Source organism: Agrobacterium sp. 16-2014-1-2a (assembly GCF_053522705.1).
On sequence record NZ_JBNWBX010000016.1, the window covers coordinates 1 to 19,706 of the forward strand.

Here is a 19,706-nt window from a genome sequence, read left to right on the forward strand (position 1 = left end):
TCTGCTGTTATCGGCATGATTGGCCTCCAGAGAGTTTTCTAGCGACCTCACTCTGCCATGGTGCAGGCCGCTACTCACCCCTGATGGGATCTCAAGAGCCGGGAGCGCAAACGCTATGGCAGCTTTGCGCCCTCATCTCGGTCGTTCGCCCGACAATTATGACTTCCGGAAAGCGGACATCGCTTATGGCGCCTTGAACCCTACCCTGTTACTTCGATAGATACGTTCGAATTCCTCTGGCTCCCGCCGAGTTTGTGAAAAAGCGCAATACATCCTAAATATCAACGACGGCAGAGCACGAGGAAAGCGGTCACGTTTTTGAAGAGGCCTTGATAGATCGATATCGCTGTGTAATGCCTGCAAATGGGGTGGACGTTACGCGTGCGAGGGACATGTCTAAGAGCGAGCGATTGAAGGCGCTACTGGGGGCGGGGTATTTCCCTGAAGAGTTGCCACCCTCGTTCACAACAGCCGAGTTTGCAAAATATCGTCGTGCTATTGGAGCCGCGTGGTCTGCGCTGCACAACTACCCGAATTACCCCAAAACAAACCCCGAGAGATTCAGTATTCCAAAGGTGACTGACTGGCGGCGAGAATTGGCAATCGTCAATCCGATCTCTCAGTATCATGTAGCCAAGCTCATTGCCGACGATTGGCAGCAGATTAGCAAGCACATCACTTCGTGTAGCTTTGGCGTTGAAGAATTAGCTATAAAATCGGATGAGAACAGAGCCGTATCGACCCCGGACTTCCGGCTAGTCTCGCTGAGGCACTCGGAAATCTCAGCAATCCACAACCATGCACTCGTAGCCGACATATCCCGTTTCTATGGGACGCTCTACACGCACGCCATTCCTTGGAGCCTGCATACCAAGGCTTGGGCCAAAGCCAACTTGAACAATGCCGCCGTGTATGATCCGTCCCTCGGCGCTCGGCTGGATAAGGCCGTACGCAAGGGGCAGGATAACCAGACTATCGGGATTCCGGTCGGCCCTGACACTTCGCGGATCATCGCCGAAATCGTTGCCGTTTCTATCGACGCCCGAGTGCAGGCTGAGTTAAATTTGTCGGCAGACAGTGTCGTCCGGAATGTCGATGACTGGTACATCGGGTTCGACAATGCGGGGCAGGCCGAAGAGGCCGTAGCCGTTCTTGCCGCCGCCGCTCGCGACTACGAACTGGAGATACATCCGGAGAAGACGAAGGTGGTGAACGCGGCGACTGAGGTGCAGCCTGTGTGGCCGACAGCATTACGCCAGAGCACCATCTCCTCGGAATTTGCAGAGCAAGCCAAAACCATTGATCATTATTTTGCGCAAGCATTCAATTTTGCCGCCCAATACAAAGGACAAAACGTTCTCCGTTTTGCCGTCAATCTGCTCAGAAGCATCGATGTCCTCAAGGCGAACTGGCCGCAATTCGAGACCTACCTGATTAAAGCTGCCCGCGCAAATCCGACAACTATTCCAATGGTGGTCCACCTGTTGGCGCTATACAACGCAAAAGGGTTCCCGGTTAAGAAGGACCGGATCGCCAAGTTCATCAAGGATACTATTGCTAAGAGTGGGCCTTCGGCTGCCCACTATGAAATCGCGTGGGTACTGTTTCTTTCCAAGATGCTCAGGATCACCCTCCCTGCACAATGGGTGCAGCCTGTAACCAAGCTCGAGAGCTCGGTGTGTGCGCTGATCTTGCTCGACCTGAGCCAGATGGGCCTGATTGATGGTGCTTTTGATGTATCTCTCTGGACGCAAGCCATGACCGTTAAGGGGCTTGAATCCAACCTTTGGCTAGTGGCTTACGAAGCTGATTTGAAAGGTTGGCTGACGCCTCCTGTACCTGGCTTCGTCCAAAGCCATCCATACTTCGCAGTACTGCGACATCGAAATATCTCCTTCTATGACAAGGAGCGTCGTCTCGAAAATGTCCGCCGCAGCAAGCCCAAGAAACCTTCGGACGCCTTTGTGCGACATATGGCTGCGCTGCGAAGCTGGAAGATCGATGAAATCGACGTGCAAGAGAGCCTAGAAGACTGGGAGCTTCCTGGTGATGAATACGGCGGATATTATGACACGAGGATCGCGATCGACTGATTTCTTGGTGCTGTATCAATCCAGTTCGATCGTTTGCACGTGCCGCGATCTTAAAGCGCTGTATCGCACGTAGAGTTTCGTGTTGGCGGCTTAAGCCCACCGGAGGAGATTCGAACCGGACTTGGATGTCCGCTTTATCAGTCATGATCTTCGGAACCGGCCCGTGCGCAAGCGGCCCCGGAGCAGTCCTACCGCTCAGACTGAGCTGAAACTGCATTGCTTAAATACATAAACGACTTGCTCCAAAAACGACTGGAGGATGTTTCGGTCGCAGAGAATAGGCTTGACAAAAATTGGACCATCATGCCAACTTTAAGTTGTTTTTTGCTTATTTGTAAGTTTTGGATTTCATTTATTCTTTTTGGCTCGGGGGAGTGAAATGAGGAAGTTCTTCGCAATCGTTTTGTCCACAGCAACGGTCTCGCCGGCGTTTGCCCAAGAAGTGGGATATGACACCAAACCGGCAGTCTATCGTGACGCAAAGAACGCAGGTTACAATAAAACTGATGTTCATAAGTATTGGGATGGAAATAAATCGGAAAACTTCGAAGCCAAAGCTTCTTGTGTTTCTTCAAACTTTGATATCCCGCAGGAATATATGAACCCCGAACTCATGGCGCTTGGCGACAGCCTCTATAATGGTGTGCAGTCACTTCGTATCAACTGGTGGCTTTCAGAGTGGTCCGTGCCAAGCTACGTGGCGATCGCAATGGGCCTGATCGATGAGAAAAACGGTGATCGCACCGGAAAGAGAAGATTTTACGGTCCCCAGTATCCGTCGCATGACGCTTCACCGAGTTCGACAATCAGTTATGGTCTGAATCTGGAAGGACTGCGATGGTCTGATCTTACTGGCGCAGCCAGGGATCAGGGCAAACAATTATACGACCTGGCGTTCCGTAAAATGCCTCCGAACAAACGTGCCTTTGTCGATAATCTTGCCGTATCCGGGTTCAACACAAGCGATCTTTATGCGTGGAAAGCCAAAGACTACAAAACGGCTGCGAAAGCGAGCCTTGCACAACTCGGAAAGGGTCGACTTGCAGCACTCGCCGATGCCTTTTTCTATTCCAACGCATATTATGTTCTCAACCCGACGAAGTCCAAATGCATCGATCAACTTAGCGCACTCGATCATGTGAAGCTCCGTAAACCGAAACGGCTCATCGTCAATATCGGGTCCAATAATGGTCTTTATCTAATGTCCTTTATGGCAAAGTCAGTCGACACGAAGGTGTGTCTGAACAGCGGTCTCGACAGGCAGGAAGGGCGGACACGTTGCAGGGCCGGCACCATACGAGAATTTTTGGGAGCCCGGTATAAGGCCGACATCAAGTATCTATTTGACGAACTGAGCAAGGTCGATGGTCTGCAGTATGTATTTTTCAACGGTATAGGTCTTCCGTCGCAACCGGCCAATCTGGAGTACAGAAGCGGAGAATACCGGAGCGCACTTTTTGGCAATTCGTCGCTCACGTCCGTGCAGGTAGAAGCGGGTGATCAATTGGCGCGTGCAGCCAACAGGTATGCCAGCAGCCTTGGCAAAGAAAACAATTCCCTGGGTCAGGGTCCGAAATTTGTTTTCATAGACGTGGCGTCTACATTGGCGCGGTATGACTACAAGGGCTGCCTTCGACGTTTGTCTGTCGGTATCTGCAAGGCGACCAGAACATTCGAGGTCAAGAGAGGTGAGTTCGGGCTACCCGCTGGTCCGGCCCTCATGTTTGACAATCGTCCGCAACTGCCTTTTGGCCAATTCGGTTACGTAACGGGCACCTCGTTCAGCAACAAGTTGAGCCAGGGTGGATTGTTCAGCTTTGATAATATGCATCTTTCGTCCGTGGGCTACGAACTGATGGCGAATGCTGTCATCAACGAAGTGAAGAAACTGGAGAATGGCGGCGAAGAAATCGTGTATCACGGACCCTCCTGCAAAAGGACCGGGAATGAGGTTGGCGCGTGCCGTAATCTTCTGGTTAAACCCGGGTGGTCATTTGCAGACGCGACACGCAGAGAGTTTAATTTCCTGCGTGTTGGCGGGGAGGCAAACTCGAACCGCCGAGCATTTGTCCGTTTTGTGGCCAATCTTGTCGGTGCGTTCGATTAAGAGCAGGTGTTGATTTTCCAAACGTTTGGATGAGGCGTTCCAGACCGGCCTGATTGGCGCTGCGAGAGGGTAGTGGTCAAAGGTCGATGATATTGCGCCTTATTTGATATGAAACAACAATAAAAAACTATTTATGCGAGAATTTAATAGTGCTTGACTCAATTTTAGATATGCGAAAATAATGAATTCTGGGATATATTTGGGGGGTAAATATGCACGCAAGTGTGAGCTTGAGTGTACTTGGATGCCTTGTTCTTGTCGCATGTTCCACTCCCGATCCGGGAAACGAATTTGTTGAAAATCAGTGGAATGCAAGTATCCGCAGGCTCGGCGCGGACGTACAGTCGGTTTACCCGCCGACGGAAGACATTCAGATAGGTGATGTTTACGCAATTGAGGGTAGTATAGACGGTACAGGAAATGCCGGTCGGTCGCTTAAAATTGGCTACGTCGAAGAGATCAATACGGTTGCAGAAGCTCTGTACCAGAAGAGACTGATGTTGCCGCTCAGCAAATTCGGCACTGATGGAAAAGTAATTGACCGCAGCAAGGATCAGGCCGCGGATGCATCATCACCCTTCCGGGGACGTTTCAAGCGGTCCCTTCCGATTGTAGCTTTTCCCGAATACGGCCTCGCCAGTGGGAGATTATTTAATTTTTCGGCTTCGCTACCTGGGCAAATCTTCGGACTTCTCTTCGGCTTTGGATTGGCAGAAAACACAGACCTGAGAGTATCGGTTTCTGACAACAACACTTACGGCATTCCGGCGTATGACGCACAGTATCTCTTGCGAAAATTCTGTGGCCGAGTTGACGATCCATGCAGTCAAGCGAATATGAACTCGGCTTTCACAGCGACTTACGGCAGAAAGCCGAAAACCCGGTTGTGGGTAAGGATGCTGTCTCGAGTCTATGTCACTCGCACCATCAATTATACTTATATCTTACGTTCAGCCGCTGCTGCTCGCGTGGTCAGTGCGAGACTTGACAGCATGCAGGCTTTTGCGGACAAGGCCACCAGTCTAGTCACTCCCACCGCCGAGGACGCGAATTCCAACAAACCCTCCTCAGCGCGCGACGTTCTTCTTAAACAAATGCTCGATGGTCTGCAGGGGGACATTTCCGCTTTGGCAGCCAACAAAGGCGGCAACGCTTTCGGCCTTACTGCACAATCCTATACCGGCAATTCTATAGGCCTTTCTCAAAGCTTTGCGCGACCGCTCACTTTTGCCTACGGGGGAGTATGGTGGGATGATTACAAGGTTGTGCAAGGTTCGCGCGGCGGTACTTCGCGCGCTCTTCCCTCAAACAATGTATCTGCACATCCAATTAGCCCCGCAATACCTCAACAGGCGGCCCCTGGCCTCCCGCCCATCAATCCAGCCGTAACACCACAAGTGGTAGTTCCTCAGATTCAAATGTAGTTTTGGGATTTATTTGTAACGATCAAGGACAGTTTTGAGGCGCCAACCTCTGTGATCTCCGTGTTGCCGGGCCGGAATTCGCGGCGCACAAGAAGATCCATCACGTAGGCGAAAGAGTTCGAACATCCATTGAATAGATGCAGCAGATATGGTGATTGTTGAACCAAATCTGGAACGAATTCAAAGATTCTCGTCGTCAGATCATGTCCTGTAGGTTGTAATCACATGATGGAGAGTCCCGCGCTGCGCAGGGATGGCAGGACGTAGATTTGAAGCCGGTCGGGACGAGTCCACGACATTGCGAATGAACGCTGCAGATGATCATCCTGTTGGTGGTGGTGCGTCGTCAATATCGAAGCTCCCAAAGTTTCCTGCCTGCGGGAGCTTTCAGGCGCGCGCCTCCGGACCCATCTCCAAAGATTCCGTGAGGGTTCATCTGACATGCGTAAAGTCGTCTGAGCGGATGTGGAAGCAGCGTATTCAAGGTGATGATCTGTCCTCGTCATTCGCCGGCACCTGGATGGTCGTCATCTCTCGCTGATATAGAGATGGCGATCCACGAGCGTGCCGCTGCCCCGGACTCGTTTCTGATAGATTTCTTTTCTGTCGTGGACGCTTTGCGCTACCTTTTGCGAGGGTATGTTGTCAGGGCTTGTGATACTGACCACTCTGCGCAGATCAAGATTTTGAAAAGCATAGTCGCGGCACGCAATCGCAGCCTCGGTTGCGAACCCCTGTCCCCAGAATTCGCGCCATAGATGATACCCGATTTCATGCTCGAGCCCCGCAGGGGTTTGCTGTAGAGTAATCCCGCAATCACCGATGATCTCGTTCGATGTCGCGTCGACAACGGCCCACAGACCGAAGCCATGGCGATTGTAACTGTCGAATGCCAGTTCCTCAAACCATGCGCGCGTTTCTGAATGGGACTTGATGCCAGCATAATATTGCATGCAGACAGCGTGACTATAAATCCTGCCGAGAGAGGCGAGATCGGCGTCCACGATTTTGCGTATAAGCAGCCGTTCGGTCGTCGTAATGAGGGGCACGTGACACTCCATTGTGTTCAGGCATTTTCGTTTTCGCAAAAGACGCCAGCAAATGCGGCAGCCAAGTATCAGGCCGTAACCAAGAACCACGAGGTGACATGACGTCAATCAAGGCGGGTCATGCAAGATGTCTCCGATGATCCATGCCGTTTGCAGCTGGCCCACTGGAACGGGCTATTCTGCACCTGGACAAAATGATTTAGGCGCCGGCTTAACGCGCTTCCGCTCACCGGCGCTCGATTGATCCGCTTGCCTACGTGGCGGCCACGCTGACCGCTGTCGTCAACGGGCGATAGCAGAGCGAGATTGATGAGTTGCTGACATGGAGCTCACCGGGATCAGTCGTGTGCTCCGAGGACAGCAGTCGGCGCTTAGTCGTCATTGGGTCAAAATGTGCGGCTCCTATGGTGCGATGATAGCGGGCGGAGCCGGGGCGATGGCCACATGCTTGAAGACACATATTTTCTTTTTTCGGTCATGGCGTGCGTTGCCCAATCAACGGCTACAGCTTCAGCCCAAATTGCTGCGTTCGATGAGCGGCGTATTCAAGCCGCTGTCATGCTGGATGGGTTTGCAGAGCCCATTGTCGGTCAAGCCCATTGCCGGGTCGATAATAAGTGCGAGATCATTTCTGGTTTAGGATCAGGCGTCAAAGTGGTTGTTACCTGGCGTCGCCGGGGGGCAGTCGAGTCTGCAGATTTGACAATTCTGTGCCCAAAGGACTGTTCGTTCACATCAGGTCGGTCGAAAATCACTTTCCAAAGCGAACGAAAATTCGATCTTTTTCGCGGCCAAGAGAACGACGTTGAGATAAGGCCGAGGATCAAAATCGGGCGAATTTTTCTGATCGAGGAATAAGCTTACTGATCGCTGCAATTCACGCATTATTGCCATCCGCCTGACAGCGGAAGTCGTTCGAAACGGCAAACGTGCGTGGTCAAGTTGCACGACAAACGGCGCTTGCCAAACACGTCGGAACGGGATGCTCCGGTCGCGACGGGTCAAGTCCATCGCGACGCCTAGGAAATTTGGAAGCGCGGCGCACTTTTAGGGGTGACCGATTAAAAGACGCCAATGTTGTCGTCGGCGCCTACTATCGGCTCAATCCAAGCCCCTGCGACCGGTTAAGCTGCCGTTTCAGCGTATGGTCATGACTAAGCTCGGCATGGCGTATACGATGCACTATGCGGGCGATCGTCTTGATCTGCTCGGCCTGCTTTGCGAGCTCCGGGTGTGCCTCGAGTTCGCTGGCGAACCTGCGAGGATCGGAACTACCAAACCGCCGCGTGAGCGCGTCAGCGACCAGCTTTGCCTCATCGAGCACGGCTCGGCCCTCAGGCGACGATCGCAGCTCCGCGATAAACTGGCTCCGCTTCTCCACCTTGGCAATCATCTCGGCGCTACGCGGCGTGAGGCCAGGGATCTCGTTCGCTTTGACGTTCTTCGCCAAGCCGGCGCTGCCATGCCTCGGAGACGTAGCCAATATGGGCGGAGAGAGACCTGGCATATTGCAGCGCCTCTTTCCGCTCCTTGTTGTTTCCGAACAGACCCGACTTGCCGCGTAGCTCCCCGAACCGCTCGGGCTGCTCGGCCATGGCCTTTGCCATGATGTTGCCATTGCCTTCCTTCTCGGTCATCGCGGCGCGCAGTCTTGCGGCGACTTCCGCCGGATCACGGAACATGCGCCGCACCAGAGATTCGACCGTATCGAATTGCTGCTTGATAACGGACATCGCCCTCATCTGTGCCATCTGTTCGATGCTGCTTTTGTAACCCGAGATTGCTGGTAACAGCGGAGCTTGCTTACCGGGTTCCAGCCACGATTGCTGGCCGACAGTTTCGGTTGGGGCAGGGACGGTGCCGTCTTGCGAGATGAGCTCGGACCACCGAATGCGGCGATATCCTTTATTCTCATCTCCCCGATCGTCGCGCCGACCGTCATCGATTGTTCGGGCGAACTGATTGCGAGGATCTTCGCGGTGAACAGGGCCGGCCAGATCGCCGGCACGTTCCTCGTAAACCTGCTGACGCTCTGATGGCCGGTCCTGCTGCTCCCGTTGCAGATGGGCCGCACGGGACAAGACCTCTTGACGCTCATCTTGGCGGAAGCAAGTTCAATCTCGCTTCCCACCGCAAACTCTTGCCCGACCGATCGGTCGCTGGTGGTCCCTTGGTCGCCTGCGATCCCGCGCCGCTCGGCAAAGTCGCTGATGTAATCCAGCGTGGTTTCCTTCGCGCCGGAACGCGACAGGCGGCTTGTCAGCTGCTGGTAGGCCAACGCGTCACCCTTGACGATACGCCTCGCATTGCGCTCGGCCTGGGTGCCATCCAGAAGCGTGACAGGCGTGGCGCCTTCATGCTGCAGTCCGATCCTGCCCCCGATCTTTGGCGATGCCTCTCGCATGGCCCGCTTGAGATCGACGCGCCACACCGTGCGCCGCTCGCCCTTGTCATTCTCCAGCGTCACAAAATAGGTCTCACGTGACTGCGGATTGTGTTCTTAGGGCGCAATGCCGTGATCAACCAGCCGGCCCGCATTGGTGAACTCCTTGATGTCGGCATAGAGTTGCACGTTGTCTCGATGCCTGGTCATGGCAACATATCCCTGCGCAATTCGTGAAGCCCTATGTGAAGTCGAACAAGAATGACATCATCGATGCCGCGGCAATCGCCGAGGCTGCAACGCGACCGGCAATGCGTTTTGTTGGCGTCAAGCAAGCGGATCAGGTTGACCCTCAAATGCTGCACCGGGTTCGTAGCCGACTGGTATCGGCCCGGACGAACCTGATTTGTCAAATGTGCGCCTATTGCCTCGAACATGTTGTCGCGATGCGACAGGGAGCTGGCGTATTCAAGATCGACATTTGCCGGGTTATGGATGACCTCGACAATGATTTGACGCCTATGGCACGATCTGTTCTACGAGATCTGCATGATGATTTCCGCCGGCTCAAAGCCCGGATCAGACAGGTCTCGGATGACATTGAAAAGGTCGCCGATACCGACGAGCGCGCAAGACGCCTTATGACAATTCCGGGGATCGGGCCGCTTGGCGAGACCGCCATTCTTTCCGCGATCGGTGATCCGACACGTTTTTCCAAAGCCCGAGACGTTGCGGCCTGGCTGGGTCTGGTGTTTCGACAATATTCCACCGCAGGGAAGCAGAACCTCCTGGGCATCAGCAAACGCGGCAACAATTATCTTCGTCGCTTAATCATTCATGGAGCAAGGTCATGTTTGATGCATCTCGATCGCGGCAAGGATCGTCTTGGCGTCTGGATCGATACCTTGCGGCCGCGAATGCACGTTAACAAGGTGACCATAGCTTTGGCTGCCAAGCTGGCCCGTATCCTTTGGGTTGTCCTGACAAAGCCGGGGGCCACGTGTATGCGTCAGGTCGGAGCTTGACCCAATCGCCTTTCTGGCCGTTGAAGCCGGACAGGTTGCGAGGTTCGAGGGTGATGACGAGACAGTTGATCGACATTCTGTAAATCCTCGTCGAAAGCGGGCTTCGTGCCCGAAGAAGCTATTTGGAAACAGAATTTGCGGATCTCATCAGGGCCTGGCTGCAACAGCAGTCCACTCGCGAGAGGCTGGATACATTTACGCAAACTGCTATTGCCGGAACCTAAAATCCTTGCAATGACAGGGCGGACCATACATTTCGGTGGATGACGTCCTGCAGCATCTCGCGGTCAAGCGTCAAATCCGCGACGATCCTCTTCAACCGCGCATTCTCGTCCTCGAGCTGTTTCAGCTTCTTCATCTCCGGTGGTAGCATACCGGCGTATTTTTTCTTCCAGTTGAAGTAGGTCGCTTGGCTGATCCCCGCCTTACGGTAGATCTCCGCCACCGACACACCATCGTCACCCTGCTTCAAAAAAACGCCTTCTGAGCGTCTGAAACTGCGATGCCTCCATCGTCTTCCGTTCCTTTCCCAGCCAGGAAAATGCACCGTGTAGGCTTACCGGTACGATGATCGATTTGTGGGAAAGCTGTCCGTATGGGGCTTTCATTTTTTCATTGCTCAGCTAAAACAACTTATAGGAGAATTAGTGATAGTTACATGGGTTCATTTTGAAAACAAATCGGAAAAGCGGTATCGAGGAACTTCGCAACACATTTCGCGGAGGCCATAGTTACAGACACGCGAGACATAAGATATTCAATAGATTTAGAAGCGTAACATCGGACCTTCGAAGCGAGATCAACCCTTTCCTCTTTAAAAGGACGTTCGAACTCCGCGAAAATGAATGGATAGCTTTATCTTATGACGATATCGACTGGCGAAATATCTCGGTTTTCAATGAGACGCATTCCTCAGTCCAATTCCAGAATCTTCTCTCGATGTTGGAATGCCACATTGTTCTAAACTTGTCGGCCATAAAGAGGCTTGAGGTTATTTCAGACAAGGTCTCTTCGCTTCTGCTCACCGACCCCGACGTTGACCCGAATAAATTATTATCCTCGGTTGCAGCAGTCGACAGGCAATCGCTGTTCTACTGGCGCTTCGTCGCTGCCGCCTACTGCAGGACCGGTGAACTTCTTGCTGGTGAACTTCGGAAGGTGATGAAGACTGATTGGCTACAAAGTAGATTTCTCTACCCGTTTGCTTTCAGCGCCATCAATCAGCCCCCCGACTACCTCCTTCCTGCTACACTCAGTTATGTTCTCTCGGGCAAGGAGACTTTTTGGGAAACGGCGCTAATTCAATACGCGGTGGGTTACACAGGAGATATAGTTGGCAATGAGGCGGGTTTTTTGCTTTCTTCGCTGCTCATGCACCCGTATGACGCACTCGAACTTCTGACGGATTGTCTCCTAGAGAACAACGCTGCTGGAAATGAGATCAAGCCAGACCTGTTTTGTTTCGCTGAGCGTGTTTGCGAAAAAACGGGGAATAGGCGCTTAGATGCCGTATTGCGGCGCTGCAGAGGCGCAAGCATCAAAGTTAAGAGTGAGATATCTCACGATGATATACGTTTAGAACTCGCCAACGAAACCAAGGACCTGTTGGTAAACTTGGTTTCGTTTTCTCCGACTGACATAGAAAAAAAACTTCCGACGATTGTGGAGAGCCTTATTGGCATCCGCAAAGAGCGATACCCAAATGTTGTCGATTTCGAGAATGTCCTCAGCACGATACGCGCGTGGCGTTTCACCGAAGCTGCTAGAATGTTGAAGGGATACTGCGCAGCTCTGTTCATGTTTCCGAGGTCTGATTGGCCTAGCGAATACAAAGATTTCTGCGCCCTTGCTGAATTTTTCGGCTCAGCAAACGCATTTATTATGACTTCGCCTGGTTTAGCGAATTTTCCTTGGCGGTCTGATATCTTTGAGAACGATTGGTCCGAAATTGATTTATTCTTGGATCAATCAGTTCGCGAAGTAACGGACTACACGGACAGGTGTTGGATTAAGGCTCTCCAGTACAAGGTCTCGATTTTGCAGCGTGAGGCAAGAGTTCTGTCTTGGGTAGAGGCTATTGAGCACTACTCAAAGATCACTCGAAGCTACATTTGTGGCGCAGATTGGAATTGGTTAGAGGCGATTCTAGATAAACAGAAGGTCCACCCGTTCAAGGGCAATTTGAAAGCAGCCTATGTTTTCCTATTAAAAGACATCGAGTATGGTGAGTTGCATCACGAAGTTGTCAAAAGCATACTTAGGCCGATTGCAGAAAAGAGCACACTGTTTGATTTCCTAAAGGTTCTAATGGAGGCCTACGGCGCGAAATCGACAGCGTTTATCTTCCATTTTTTGACGCAAGAAAACATACTGCGGCTTTCACTGGCATTCAGCGAGATTGAAGCGCTCGCTGGCCGCATCAGCGCCTTAACAATAGCTATTCAAGCGTTTGGATTCTGTGAGGTCGTAACGGAAGATATTTACGAAGAAGAACTAAAATATCTTACAGCGGCGATCTCCTATAAGCGTATAAGTGCCTCCGAATTCGAAGTTCCATGGTCATCATTTTGTTCTGAGCAATTACCTTCTACCAAAGATCTCTATGATCCGATTCAGCATTTTTCAAAGAGAGAACAGAGCGGCGTATTTATATTGGGAGAAGCAAAAACTGAGAACAGAGTTGCTTTCCCAAATGGCGTAACAGTTTCATACACGCTAAAGAACTTCCAGTGGGCAACAGCATACCTGATTATCGAGGTAATCAGGAACTTCATGCAGCATCCAGGCTATGGTTTAGAGGCCATATTGGGAACCCGCATCAGACATAATATTATGGTTCGGGAATTTGAAGAGAGTTTAGACAACCTTGCTGAGGCAAATATCCCCGGAGTTCTTAAACGTGTTGCGAATGAAATTGTATGGCGTTGCCGAGATGAAATAAAAATCCTAGTCGCGGATTGGGTTGATATTTATCTTCATAGCCACCGTGATTCAAAGCCATTGGGGCAATTCAACGTTGTCCCCGACCAAGATGAGATGGCATCATTAATCGCGGCGCTGGAAACCCACGACGATCAGCGAGATCTAGTAGCGAAAATAGCGCAGTGGCTCCAGAGCAAACTCCGCAACAATTTATCAAGCACACGTAATTGTATCCAAGACGTTTTGCTGCCCACCCTGATGGGCAGCTTAGCTCATCTTAAAGAAAGCCTGAAAAGGAACGATGCCAATCGTTCCGCTGACATTGAACGCGTTCTGGCAGCGTCGTCCGCAGAAGTTACTCGTGCCGCTGAACGAGTAACTGGATGGTTTGAATGGCCCTCGGAAGGCGATGAGCCATTCCTCACCTTACGTGAAGTCTGGAACGCTGTTGATGGACGTTTTGAGAAATACTTGTCACAAGGTGCGATCAAAGTTCGTTTCCCAGATGAACATGTGTTGAACATACGCGTAGCTAGGGAGAACGTTAGGATGCTTTTCGATATATTTTCGGAGTTGTATTTCAATGCGATAAAGTACATGGACAAGCAGCGAACTACGTTGCGTATTTCCTCGTCCCGAATGGAGGGCAACGACTATCTCGTCATTTCGAATAAATGCAACGAGCAAGATGGTGAGTTTCTCAACGTCATCGCTGGATCTATGTATCAGAGTTTAAGGGAACATGTGACGCGAATTGGTGAAACCGGATTGCTTCGCATTGCCGGCTCATACGCCACGGTGGCGCGCAAGAACATAGAAATTTTATCAATAAAACGAAACGGTTACTACCATGCTGTATTGCCCCTATTTGCATTGAGAGTGAACGGATGACTCGTAACCTTCTTTTTGCCGAAGATCAGGACGTCAAATATGACGCGGTACAAAAAATTCTAGCGGAGCAGTTATCCGACGATTGGGTAATTACGCGGGCGAGAACTTTGGTGGAGGCAGAGAACCTTTTATTCGAGGGGCATTGGGATGCTTACGTTCTTGACATGTCGCTGGATCTGACAGCTGGACGGGCTGCTTTCGGGTCGCCTTCACAGGCTACTCTCGGAGGCCTTCAACTCATCCAAACGATCTGCCTCGAGGGGCTTGAAAGACAGACTTTGATAGTGACCGCCTTCGACGCATTTTCGAATGCCAAAACTGGGAAACGCGCGGACAGTATCGTTGACCTACATCACGTCGAAGCTGAGGCGCGCAGAGTACTAGGATCGTTCTACGTCGGGTGCGTCAGGTACGGCTCGGCCAATTGGTCGGGCGAATTAAATGTAATTTTAAGGGGCATTAGGTAGTGGAAGTACTTGTCGTTCATGACCGCAAAACAATGCGTGATGAAATAGTTAAGATCCTAAATGAAGAAAAAGACACAGGCTGCAATGTTTCTCAAGCGGCTGATATTAGGGAGGCCCGCATCGCGCTGAAATCTAAGACATTCGACTTGATGATCTTAGACCTTACAATGCCAAACAACTCCGGGTCTGACCAACCAGGCTATACTCAAGTGGCATATTTACTACGTGAAATTTATGATCACGAAGATCTTAATGCACCTGGAGATTTGATTGGTATAAGCAAAGAGGCCAACTCTTTAGGTTTGTTGTCCTCAGACCTTGGTCCACACTTTATGGTCGCCGTAACCGAAGATGACAACGGGGCATGGCGCGAATACCTGATAGATCGAGTGCGTTATGCTTTTAGGTCAGCGGTATCCAAGCAACGCTCTCTCGCCCATCATTATGATGTGGACGCGATGATAGTAACAGCTGTGGACGAGGAATTTCAGCCGTACAACAATTTGCTCGAATTTTATAAGGATCGAAACTTTCCTGACGTCTCACGGTTCATCTTCAATGATAAATCTGGGAATCCAAGATCCGGGATAGCGTTTTCAATCGGAGCTTCTGGACAGGCCACTTCCGCCTCCAGAACTCAGTCATTGATCAGTTGGTTTCGACCACGTATTGCAATCATGTCCGGCTATTGTGGCGGCGTTGCATCGAAAGTCAATTTAGGAGACCTCTGTTTCTTTGATTCTGCGGCTCCCTGGGACTACGGTAAATGGGAAGAAATCCGTGACAAAGAAGGTCGTTTAGTTTCAGAGCGCTTCTCGTCGCGCCCAAATGCTCTGGGCCTTTCTGGGAAAACCGTCAGGAATATCGCGCGAGAATTGGTAAGCAAAAATGGTGACTTTACGCAGGACGAAATGCGTAAGATTCATGAACTAGCCCCTACGGAGTCTTTGTTTCCTAAGGTACAGCTTACTCACGCTGCATCGGGCTCGGCAGTAGTGGCAAATGATCGAATTATTGAGCTTATTCAAAACCTAAATGGCGCTATTAAAGCTGTCGATATGGAGTCTTATGGATTCTACGACGCCTGTCTGAACACCTTTGTCCGAAAGCCACAATTCATATGCGTAAAATCAGTATCTGATTACTGCAACGGTGAAAAAGGGGATGATTATCACTCTGTATGCAGTTACATGTCGGCGGTAATGGCGTGTAGAATACTCATGAAACACATAGATTTCTTAGAATAAACGAAAGGGAAATGGTTCAGTCTAGCTCACTTACATCCGGTGCGGCACGGGCGAGGACATTGATTAGTTGTCGTTGTGACAATTTTTCGATGGCTCTCTGTCTGTGGATGATCACTCCGGCCGTGATGGCGCTAGTTGGAGTGCTCCCCGTTTCACCGGACAGGTCGGTTAGATTGATTTAGCCCTGATGAACTGCCGAGGGGAAGCCATCTTGAGCGCGGAATGAGGATGGATTTCATTATAGTCCTCGATCCATCCGTCAATGAGCCGGAGCGCTGTTTCTGCGTCCGGTAGTGCTGCGATCCGGATATAATCCCGCTTCAGGGTTTTGACGAAGGCCTGCGACATGCCGTTCGACTGTGGGCTGGCGACCGGCGTGAAGCCGGGCGTCAGATTGAGTGCTTGCGCAAACAGCCTCGTGTCCCGCGCCGTATAGGCTGAACCATTGTCAGACAGATGCTCGATAGCATTCGGGGCTCGGGTTGCATGGAAGCGTTTCTCGACCGCCTCCAGCATCATGTCGCGGACGTCCGAGCCGGATATTCCGGCATTGGCGAGCGCCGTCCAAGCGATGATCTCCCGGTCGAAGGCATCGATGATGAAGGCGAGACGAATGACCTCGCCATTCCAGCAGGTGAACTCCAGGCCGTCCGAGCACCAGCGCAGGTTGGAGCGCATGACCATGACCTTGCCATCGTGGAGGCGGCCCTTGCGAACGGCTGTGTGCTTCTCCAGCAGCATGGCGTGGTTACCCATGATGCGATGGACCCGTTTGGCGTTGACGACAGGCTGATCGGCGGCTCGCCTTTCGCGATTGAGGAGCGCGGCGATCCGCCGATAGCCATAGGTTGGCCTTTGATCCACCAGCCTGCGGATGGCGGGCAGAAGCTCTGCATCCTCGGCCTTGTTGTATGGCCCACGCGGCTTTGATCTGCCTTTCAGCCGCTCGATGAGGTTGGAACGGGAGACGCCCAGCGTGTCTGCGACGGCCTTCATCGCGAACCGTCCTTCGGCAACAAGATCGGCCGCGATATCCGTTTTTTTGAGTCCGCTTTGGAAAGGGCTTCGCGGAGGATTTCGACCTCCATCGTCTTCCGACCGAGCATGCGCTCCAACTCCCGGACGCGATCCTCCAGTTTCTTCACTTCCGAATTTCCGACAACCGGCTCGTCAGAATCCACGGCTGCAGCACCTCCCTCGCTCAAGAGCCTGCGCCACCGATAAAGCAAATTGGGCGCGACGCCATGACGGCGAGCGGTCGAAGATACCGTCTCGCCGGGTTCGAAACTCTGCTCAATGATGGTCAGCTTGTGCTCGGTTGTCCATCGCCTGCGGCGAACATCACCCGTCAGCAATTCAACGTGTCAATACTCGTTAGACATAAGCCTGTCCTCAAGCCTGTGCTTGAGCCTTTCTGCTTATGCCGACCTGTCCGGTCGAAATGGGGGGCAGTTCACTAGTTCATCGCGACGCCCGGAAAATTTGGAAGCGCGGCGCACTTTTAGGGGTGACCGATTAAAAGACGCCAATGTTGTCGTCGGCGCCTACTATCGGCTCAGTCCAAGCCCTTGAGACCGGTTAAGCTGCCGTCTCAGCGCGTCGTCATGGCTTAGCTCAGCATGGCGTGTACGATGCACCATGCGGGCGATTGTGTTGATCTGCTCGGCCTGCTTTGCGAGCTCCGGGCGCGCCGCAAGCTCCTCGGCGAACCTGCGAGGATCGGAACTACCGAACCGCCGTGTGAGTGCTTCGGCCACGAGCTTGGCCTCACCGAGCGCGGCACGGCCCTCAGGCGACGATCGCAGCTCTTTGATGAACTTGCTCCGCTTCTCGACCGGCATCTTCTCCACCTTGGCAATGATCTCGGCGCTGCGCGGCGTGAGGCCGGGAACCGCGAGGATATCGCGCTGCTCACGCTGCCATTGTTCGCTCTGACGTTCTTCGCCAAGCCGGCGCTCCCATGCCTCGGAGACATAGCCGATATGGGCAGAAAGAGATCTCGCATATTGCAGCGCCTCTTTCCGCTCCTTGTTGTTTCCGAACAGACCCGACTTGCCGCGTAGTTCCCCGAAGCGCTCTGGCTGCTCGGCCATGGCTTTCGCCATGATTTTTCCATTGCCTTCCTTCTCGGTCATCGCGGTGCGCAGTCTCGCCGCGACCTCGACCGGGTCGCGGAACACGTGCCGCGCAACTGACTCCACCGTATCAAATCTGTGATCGATGACGGACATCGCTCTTTCGCGGGCCACCTCTTCGATGCTGCGGTCGTGACGGGTGATCGCTGGCACCAGCGGAGCTGGTTTGCCGGGTTCCATCAGCGATTGTTGGACTACAGTTTCTGCGGGGGCAGGGACGGCGCCGTCTTGCGACATGACCTCGGACCACCGGATGCGGCGGTATCCTTTGCTGTCCTCTATTCGATCGTCGCGCCGACCGTCATCGATTGTTCGGGCGAACTGATTGCGAGGACCTTCGCGGTGAACAGGGCCGGCCAGATCGCCGGCACGTTCCTCGTCAACCTGCTGACGCTCTGATGGCCGGCCCTGCTGCTCCCGTTGCAGATTGGCCGCACGGGACAAGACTTCTTGACGGTCATCCTGGGCGGAAGCAAGTTCAATCTTGCTTTTCACACCAAACTCTTGCCCGATCCCTTGGTCGTTTACGATCCATCGGTCGCTTGCGATCCCGCGCCGCTCGGCAAAGTCGCTGATGTAATCCAGCGTGGTTTCCTTCGCGCCGGTACGCGACAGGCGGCTTGTCAGCTGCTCGTACGCCAACGCGTCACCCTTGACGACACGCCACGCATTGCGCTCGGCCTGGGTGCCATCCGGAAGCGTGACAGGCGTGGCGCCTTCATTCTGCAGGGAAATCCTGTTCCCGATCTTTGGCGATGCATCTCGCATGGCCCGCTTGAGATCGACGCCCCACACCGTGCGCCGTTCGCCCTTGTCGTTCTCCAGCGTCACAAAATAGTTTTCTCGCGCCTGGCGATTATGCTCGTAGGGCGCAATGCCGTGATCAACCAGCCGGCCCGCCTTGGCGAACTCCTGGCTGTTTGCATAGAGCTGCACGCTGTCGCGGTGCCTTGTCATGGCAACATAGGTCAGATGCCGGTCCATGGTGCTGGACGCCAGCACAAAGGCGCGATCGACCGTCGCTCCCTGGTTTTTATGGATCGTCGTCGCATAGCCGTGGTCGATCGCCTGGTAGCTGTCTGTCGGAATGCTGACACTGTCGCCGCCTCGACCATCGAGCCGGGCGATGATCTTGCCCGACTCCACATGCTCGACGGTGCCGAGCATGCCGTTTTTGACGCCGAGGTCGCGGTTGTTTTCGAGGAAGATGATCCGGTCACCGGCGGCGAAGGCGCGCTTGCCGTTATTGGTCTGGAAGGTGAGTTCGCGACCGGCCTCACCGTGGCCACGCTCCAGCCTTTGTCTGTTCTGAAGTTCAGAGCGGATAACGGCATTGAGGGCGCGCACATCAGCGCGGCGATGCGCCATGGCAACCCGGGTGCCTTGCGGATGCTCTTCGTTATCGGCAAGAAAATCACGCACGATCTGCGCCATCGCCTCCTCGCGGCTTTCCGCAAAGTGGATGTCGCCGTGATCGCGATAGGCGGCGAGCCCCTCGGCCGTCTTGTGGGTCGCAAAGGCAACCGACGCCTGTCTCTGCCAATCATGGCGCTGGCGGCGTATCCCGGAAAGTTCGACATGGCCGATCTGCTCGGCAATCGCCCTGAAGGGTGCACCGGCCCCGATGGCCTGAAGCTGCTCATGGTCGCCGACAAGAACGATCTTTGCGCCGCGCTCTTCCGCTTCTCCGATGAACCGGGCAAGCTGACGGCTCCCGACCATGCCAGCCTCGTCAATGACGAACACGTCACTGCCGCCGATCATACCCCGGCCATGGTCGCAGCTGTAAGACCATGACGCCAGCGTGCGGCTCTCTATGCCGGAACTTTCCTCAAGACCCTCGGCGGCCTTTCCGCTAAGCGCTGCACCATGGACCTGATAGCCTTGAGCCTCCCACGCCTCGCGAGCCGCTGCCAGCATGGTGGATTTGCCAGCGCCGGCAAACCCGACCACAGCGGCGATG

At 53.2% G+C, this 19,706-nt stretch carries 9 protein-coding genes and 3 pseudogenes; 7 read left to right on the forward strand and 5 right to left on the reverse strand.

Annotation, left to right across the window (positions count from 1 at the left end; translation table 11 throughout):
- Positions 1–392 precede the first annotated feature (392 nt).
- From ACQZ45_RS26705 to ACQZ45_RS26715, 3 genes are all read left to right on the forward strand, one after another.
- Positions 393–2,093, forward strand: coding sequence for an RNA-directed DNA polymerase (locus ACQZ45_RS26705; protein WP_112346419.1), 1,701 nt, complete (start codon positions 393–395; stop codon positions 2,091–2,093).
- A 379-nt stretch (positions 2,094–2,472) separates the two neighbouring features.
- Positions 2,473–4,200: a hypothetical protein gene (locus ACQZ45_RS26710; RefSeq protein ID WP_448742624.1), complete on the forward strand. Its 1,728-nt coding sequence runs from the start codon at positions 2,473–2,475 to the stop codon at positions 4,198–4,200.
- A gap of 212 nt (positions 4,201–4,412) precedes the next feature.
- Positions 4,413–5,624, forward strand: coding sequence for a hypothetical protein (locus ACQZ45_RS26715; protein WP_448742625.1), 1,212 nt, complete (start codon positions 4,413–4,415; stop codon positions 5,622–5,624).
- Positions 5,625–6,151: 527 nt separating this feature from the next.
- On the opposite strand, the gene ACQZ45_RS26720 is transcribed toward ACQZ45_RS26715, so the two are convergent.
- Positions 6,152–6,673: a GNAT family N-acetyltransferase gene (locus tag ACQZ45_RS26720; protein ID WP_448742626.1), complete on the reverse strand. Its 522-nt coding sequence runs from the start codon at positions 6,671–6,673 to the stop codon at positions 6,152–6,154.
- Positions 6,674–7,117: 444 nt separating this feature from the next.
- Between ACQZ45_RS26720 and ACQZ45_RS26725 the strand changes: the two genes are divergently transcribed.
- The gene (locus ACQZ45_RS26725; RefSeq protein ID WP_448742627.1) at positions 7,118–7,531 is read left to right on the forward strand and encodes a hypothetical protein; all 414 of its coding nucleotides are present in this window, start codon (positions 7,118–7,120) and stop codon (positions 7,529–7,531) included.
- A gap of 235 nt (positions 7,532–7,766) precedes the next feature.
- Here the strand turns inward: ACQZ45_RS26725 and ACQZ45_RS26730 are convergent.
- Positions 7,767–9,275: pseudogene (locus ACQZ45_RS26730) on the reverse strand (BID domain-containing protein); the annotation flags it as partial.
- On the opposite strand from ACQZ45_RS26730, the pseudogene ACQZ45_RS26735 reads away from it, so the two are divergent.
- Positions 9,275–10,081, forward strand: a pseudogene (locus ACQZ45_RS26735) (IS110 family RNA-guided transposase); the annotation flags it as partial. The pseudogenes ACQZ45_RS26730 and ACQZ45_RS26735 sit on opposite strands and share 1 nt — an antisense overlap.
- Positions 10,082–10,337: 256 nt before the next feature.
- On the opposite strand, the pseudogene ACQZ45_RS26740 reads toward ACQZ45_RS26735, so the two are convergent.
- Positions 10,338–10,585 (reverse strand): annotated as a pseudogene (locus ACQZ45_RS26740) (transposase); the annotation flags it as partial.
- A 435-nt stretch (positions 10,586–11,020) separates the two neighbouring features.
- Between ACQZ45_RS26740 and ACQZ45_RS26745 the strand changes: the two are divergent.
- Both ACQZ45_RS26745 and ACQZ45_RS26750 read left to right on the forward strand, forming a co-directional pair.
- Complete coding sequence (locus tag ACQZ45_RS26745; RefSeq protein ID WP_448742628.1) at positions 11,021–13,894, forward strand: hypothetical protein; 2,874 nt, start codon at positions 11,021–11,023, stop codon at positions 13,892–13,894.
- Positions 13,895–14,360: 466 nt separating this feature from the next.
- Positions 14,361–15,608 carry a response regulator gene (locus tag ACQZ45_RS26750; protein WP_448742629.1) on the forward strand — a complete coding sequence of 416 codons (1,248 nt, stop codon included), beginning with the start codon at positions 14,361–14,363 and terminating at the stop codon, positions 15,606–15,608.
- 168 nt (positions 15,609–15,776) lie between these two features.
- On the opposite strand, the gene ACQZ45_RS26755 is transcribed toward ACQZ45_RS26750, so the two are convergent.
- A protein-coding gene (locus ACQZ45_RS26755) for an IS3 family transposase (protein ID WP_448742630.1) occupies positions 15,777–16,963 on the reverse strand; the annotation gives its coding sequence in 2 pieces (ribosomal slippage) (positions 15,777–16,654 and positions 16,654–16,963; 1,188 coding nt in all).
- Between the two features lie 192 nt (positions 16,964–17,155).
- On the reverse strand, positions 17,156–19,706 hold a 2,551-nt coding region (locus ACQZ45_RS26760; protein WP_448742631.1), incomplete at its 5' end, for an AAA family ATPase.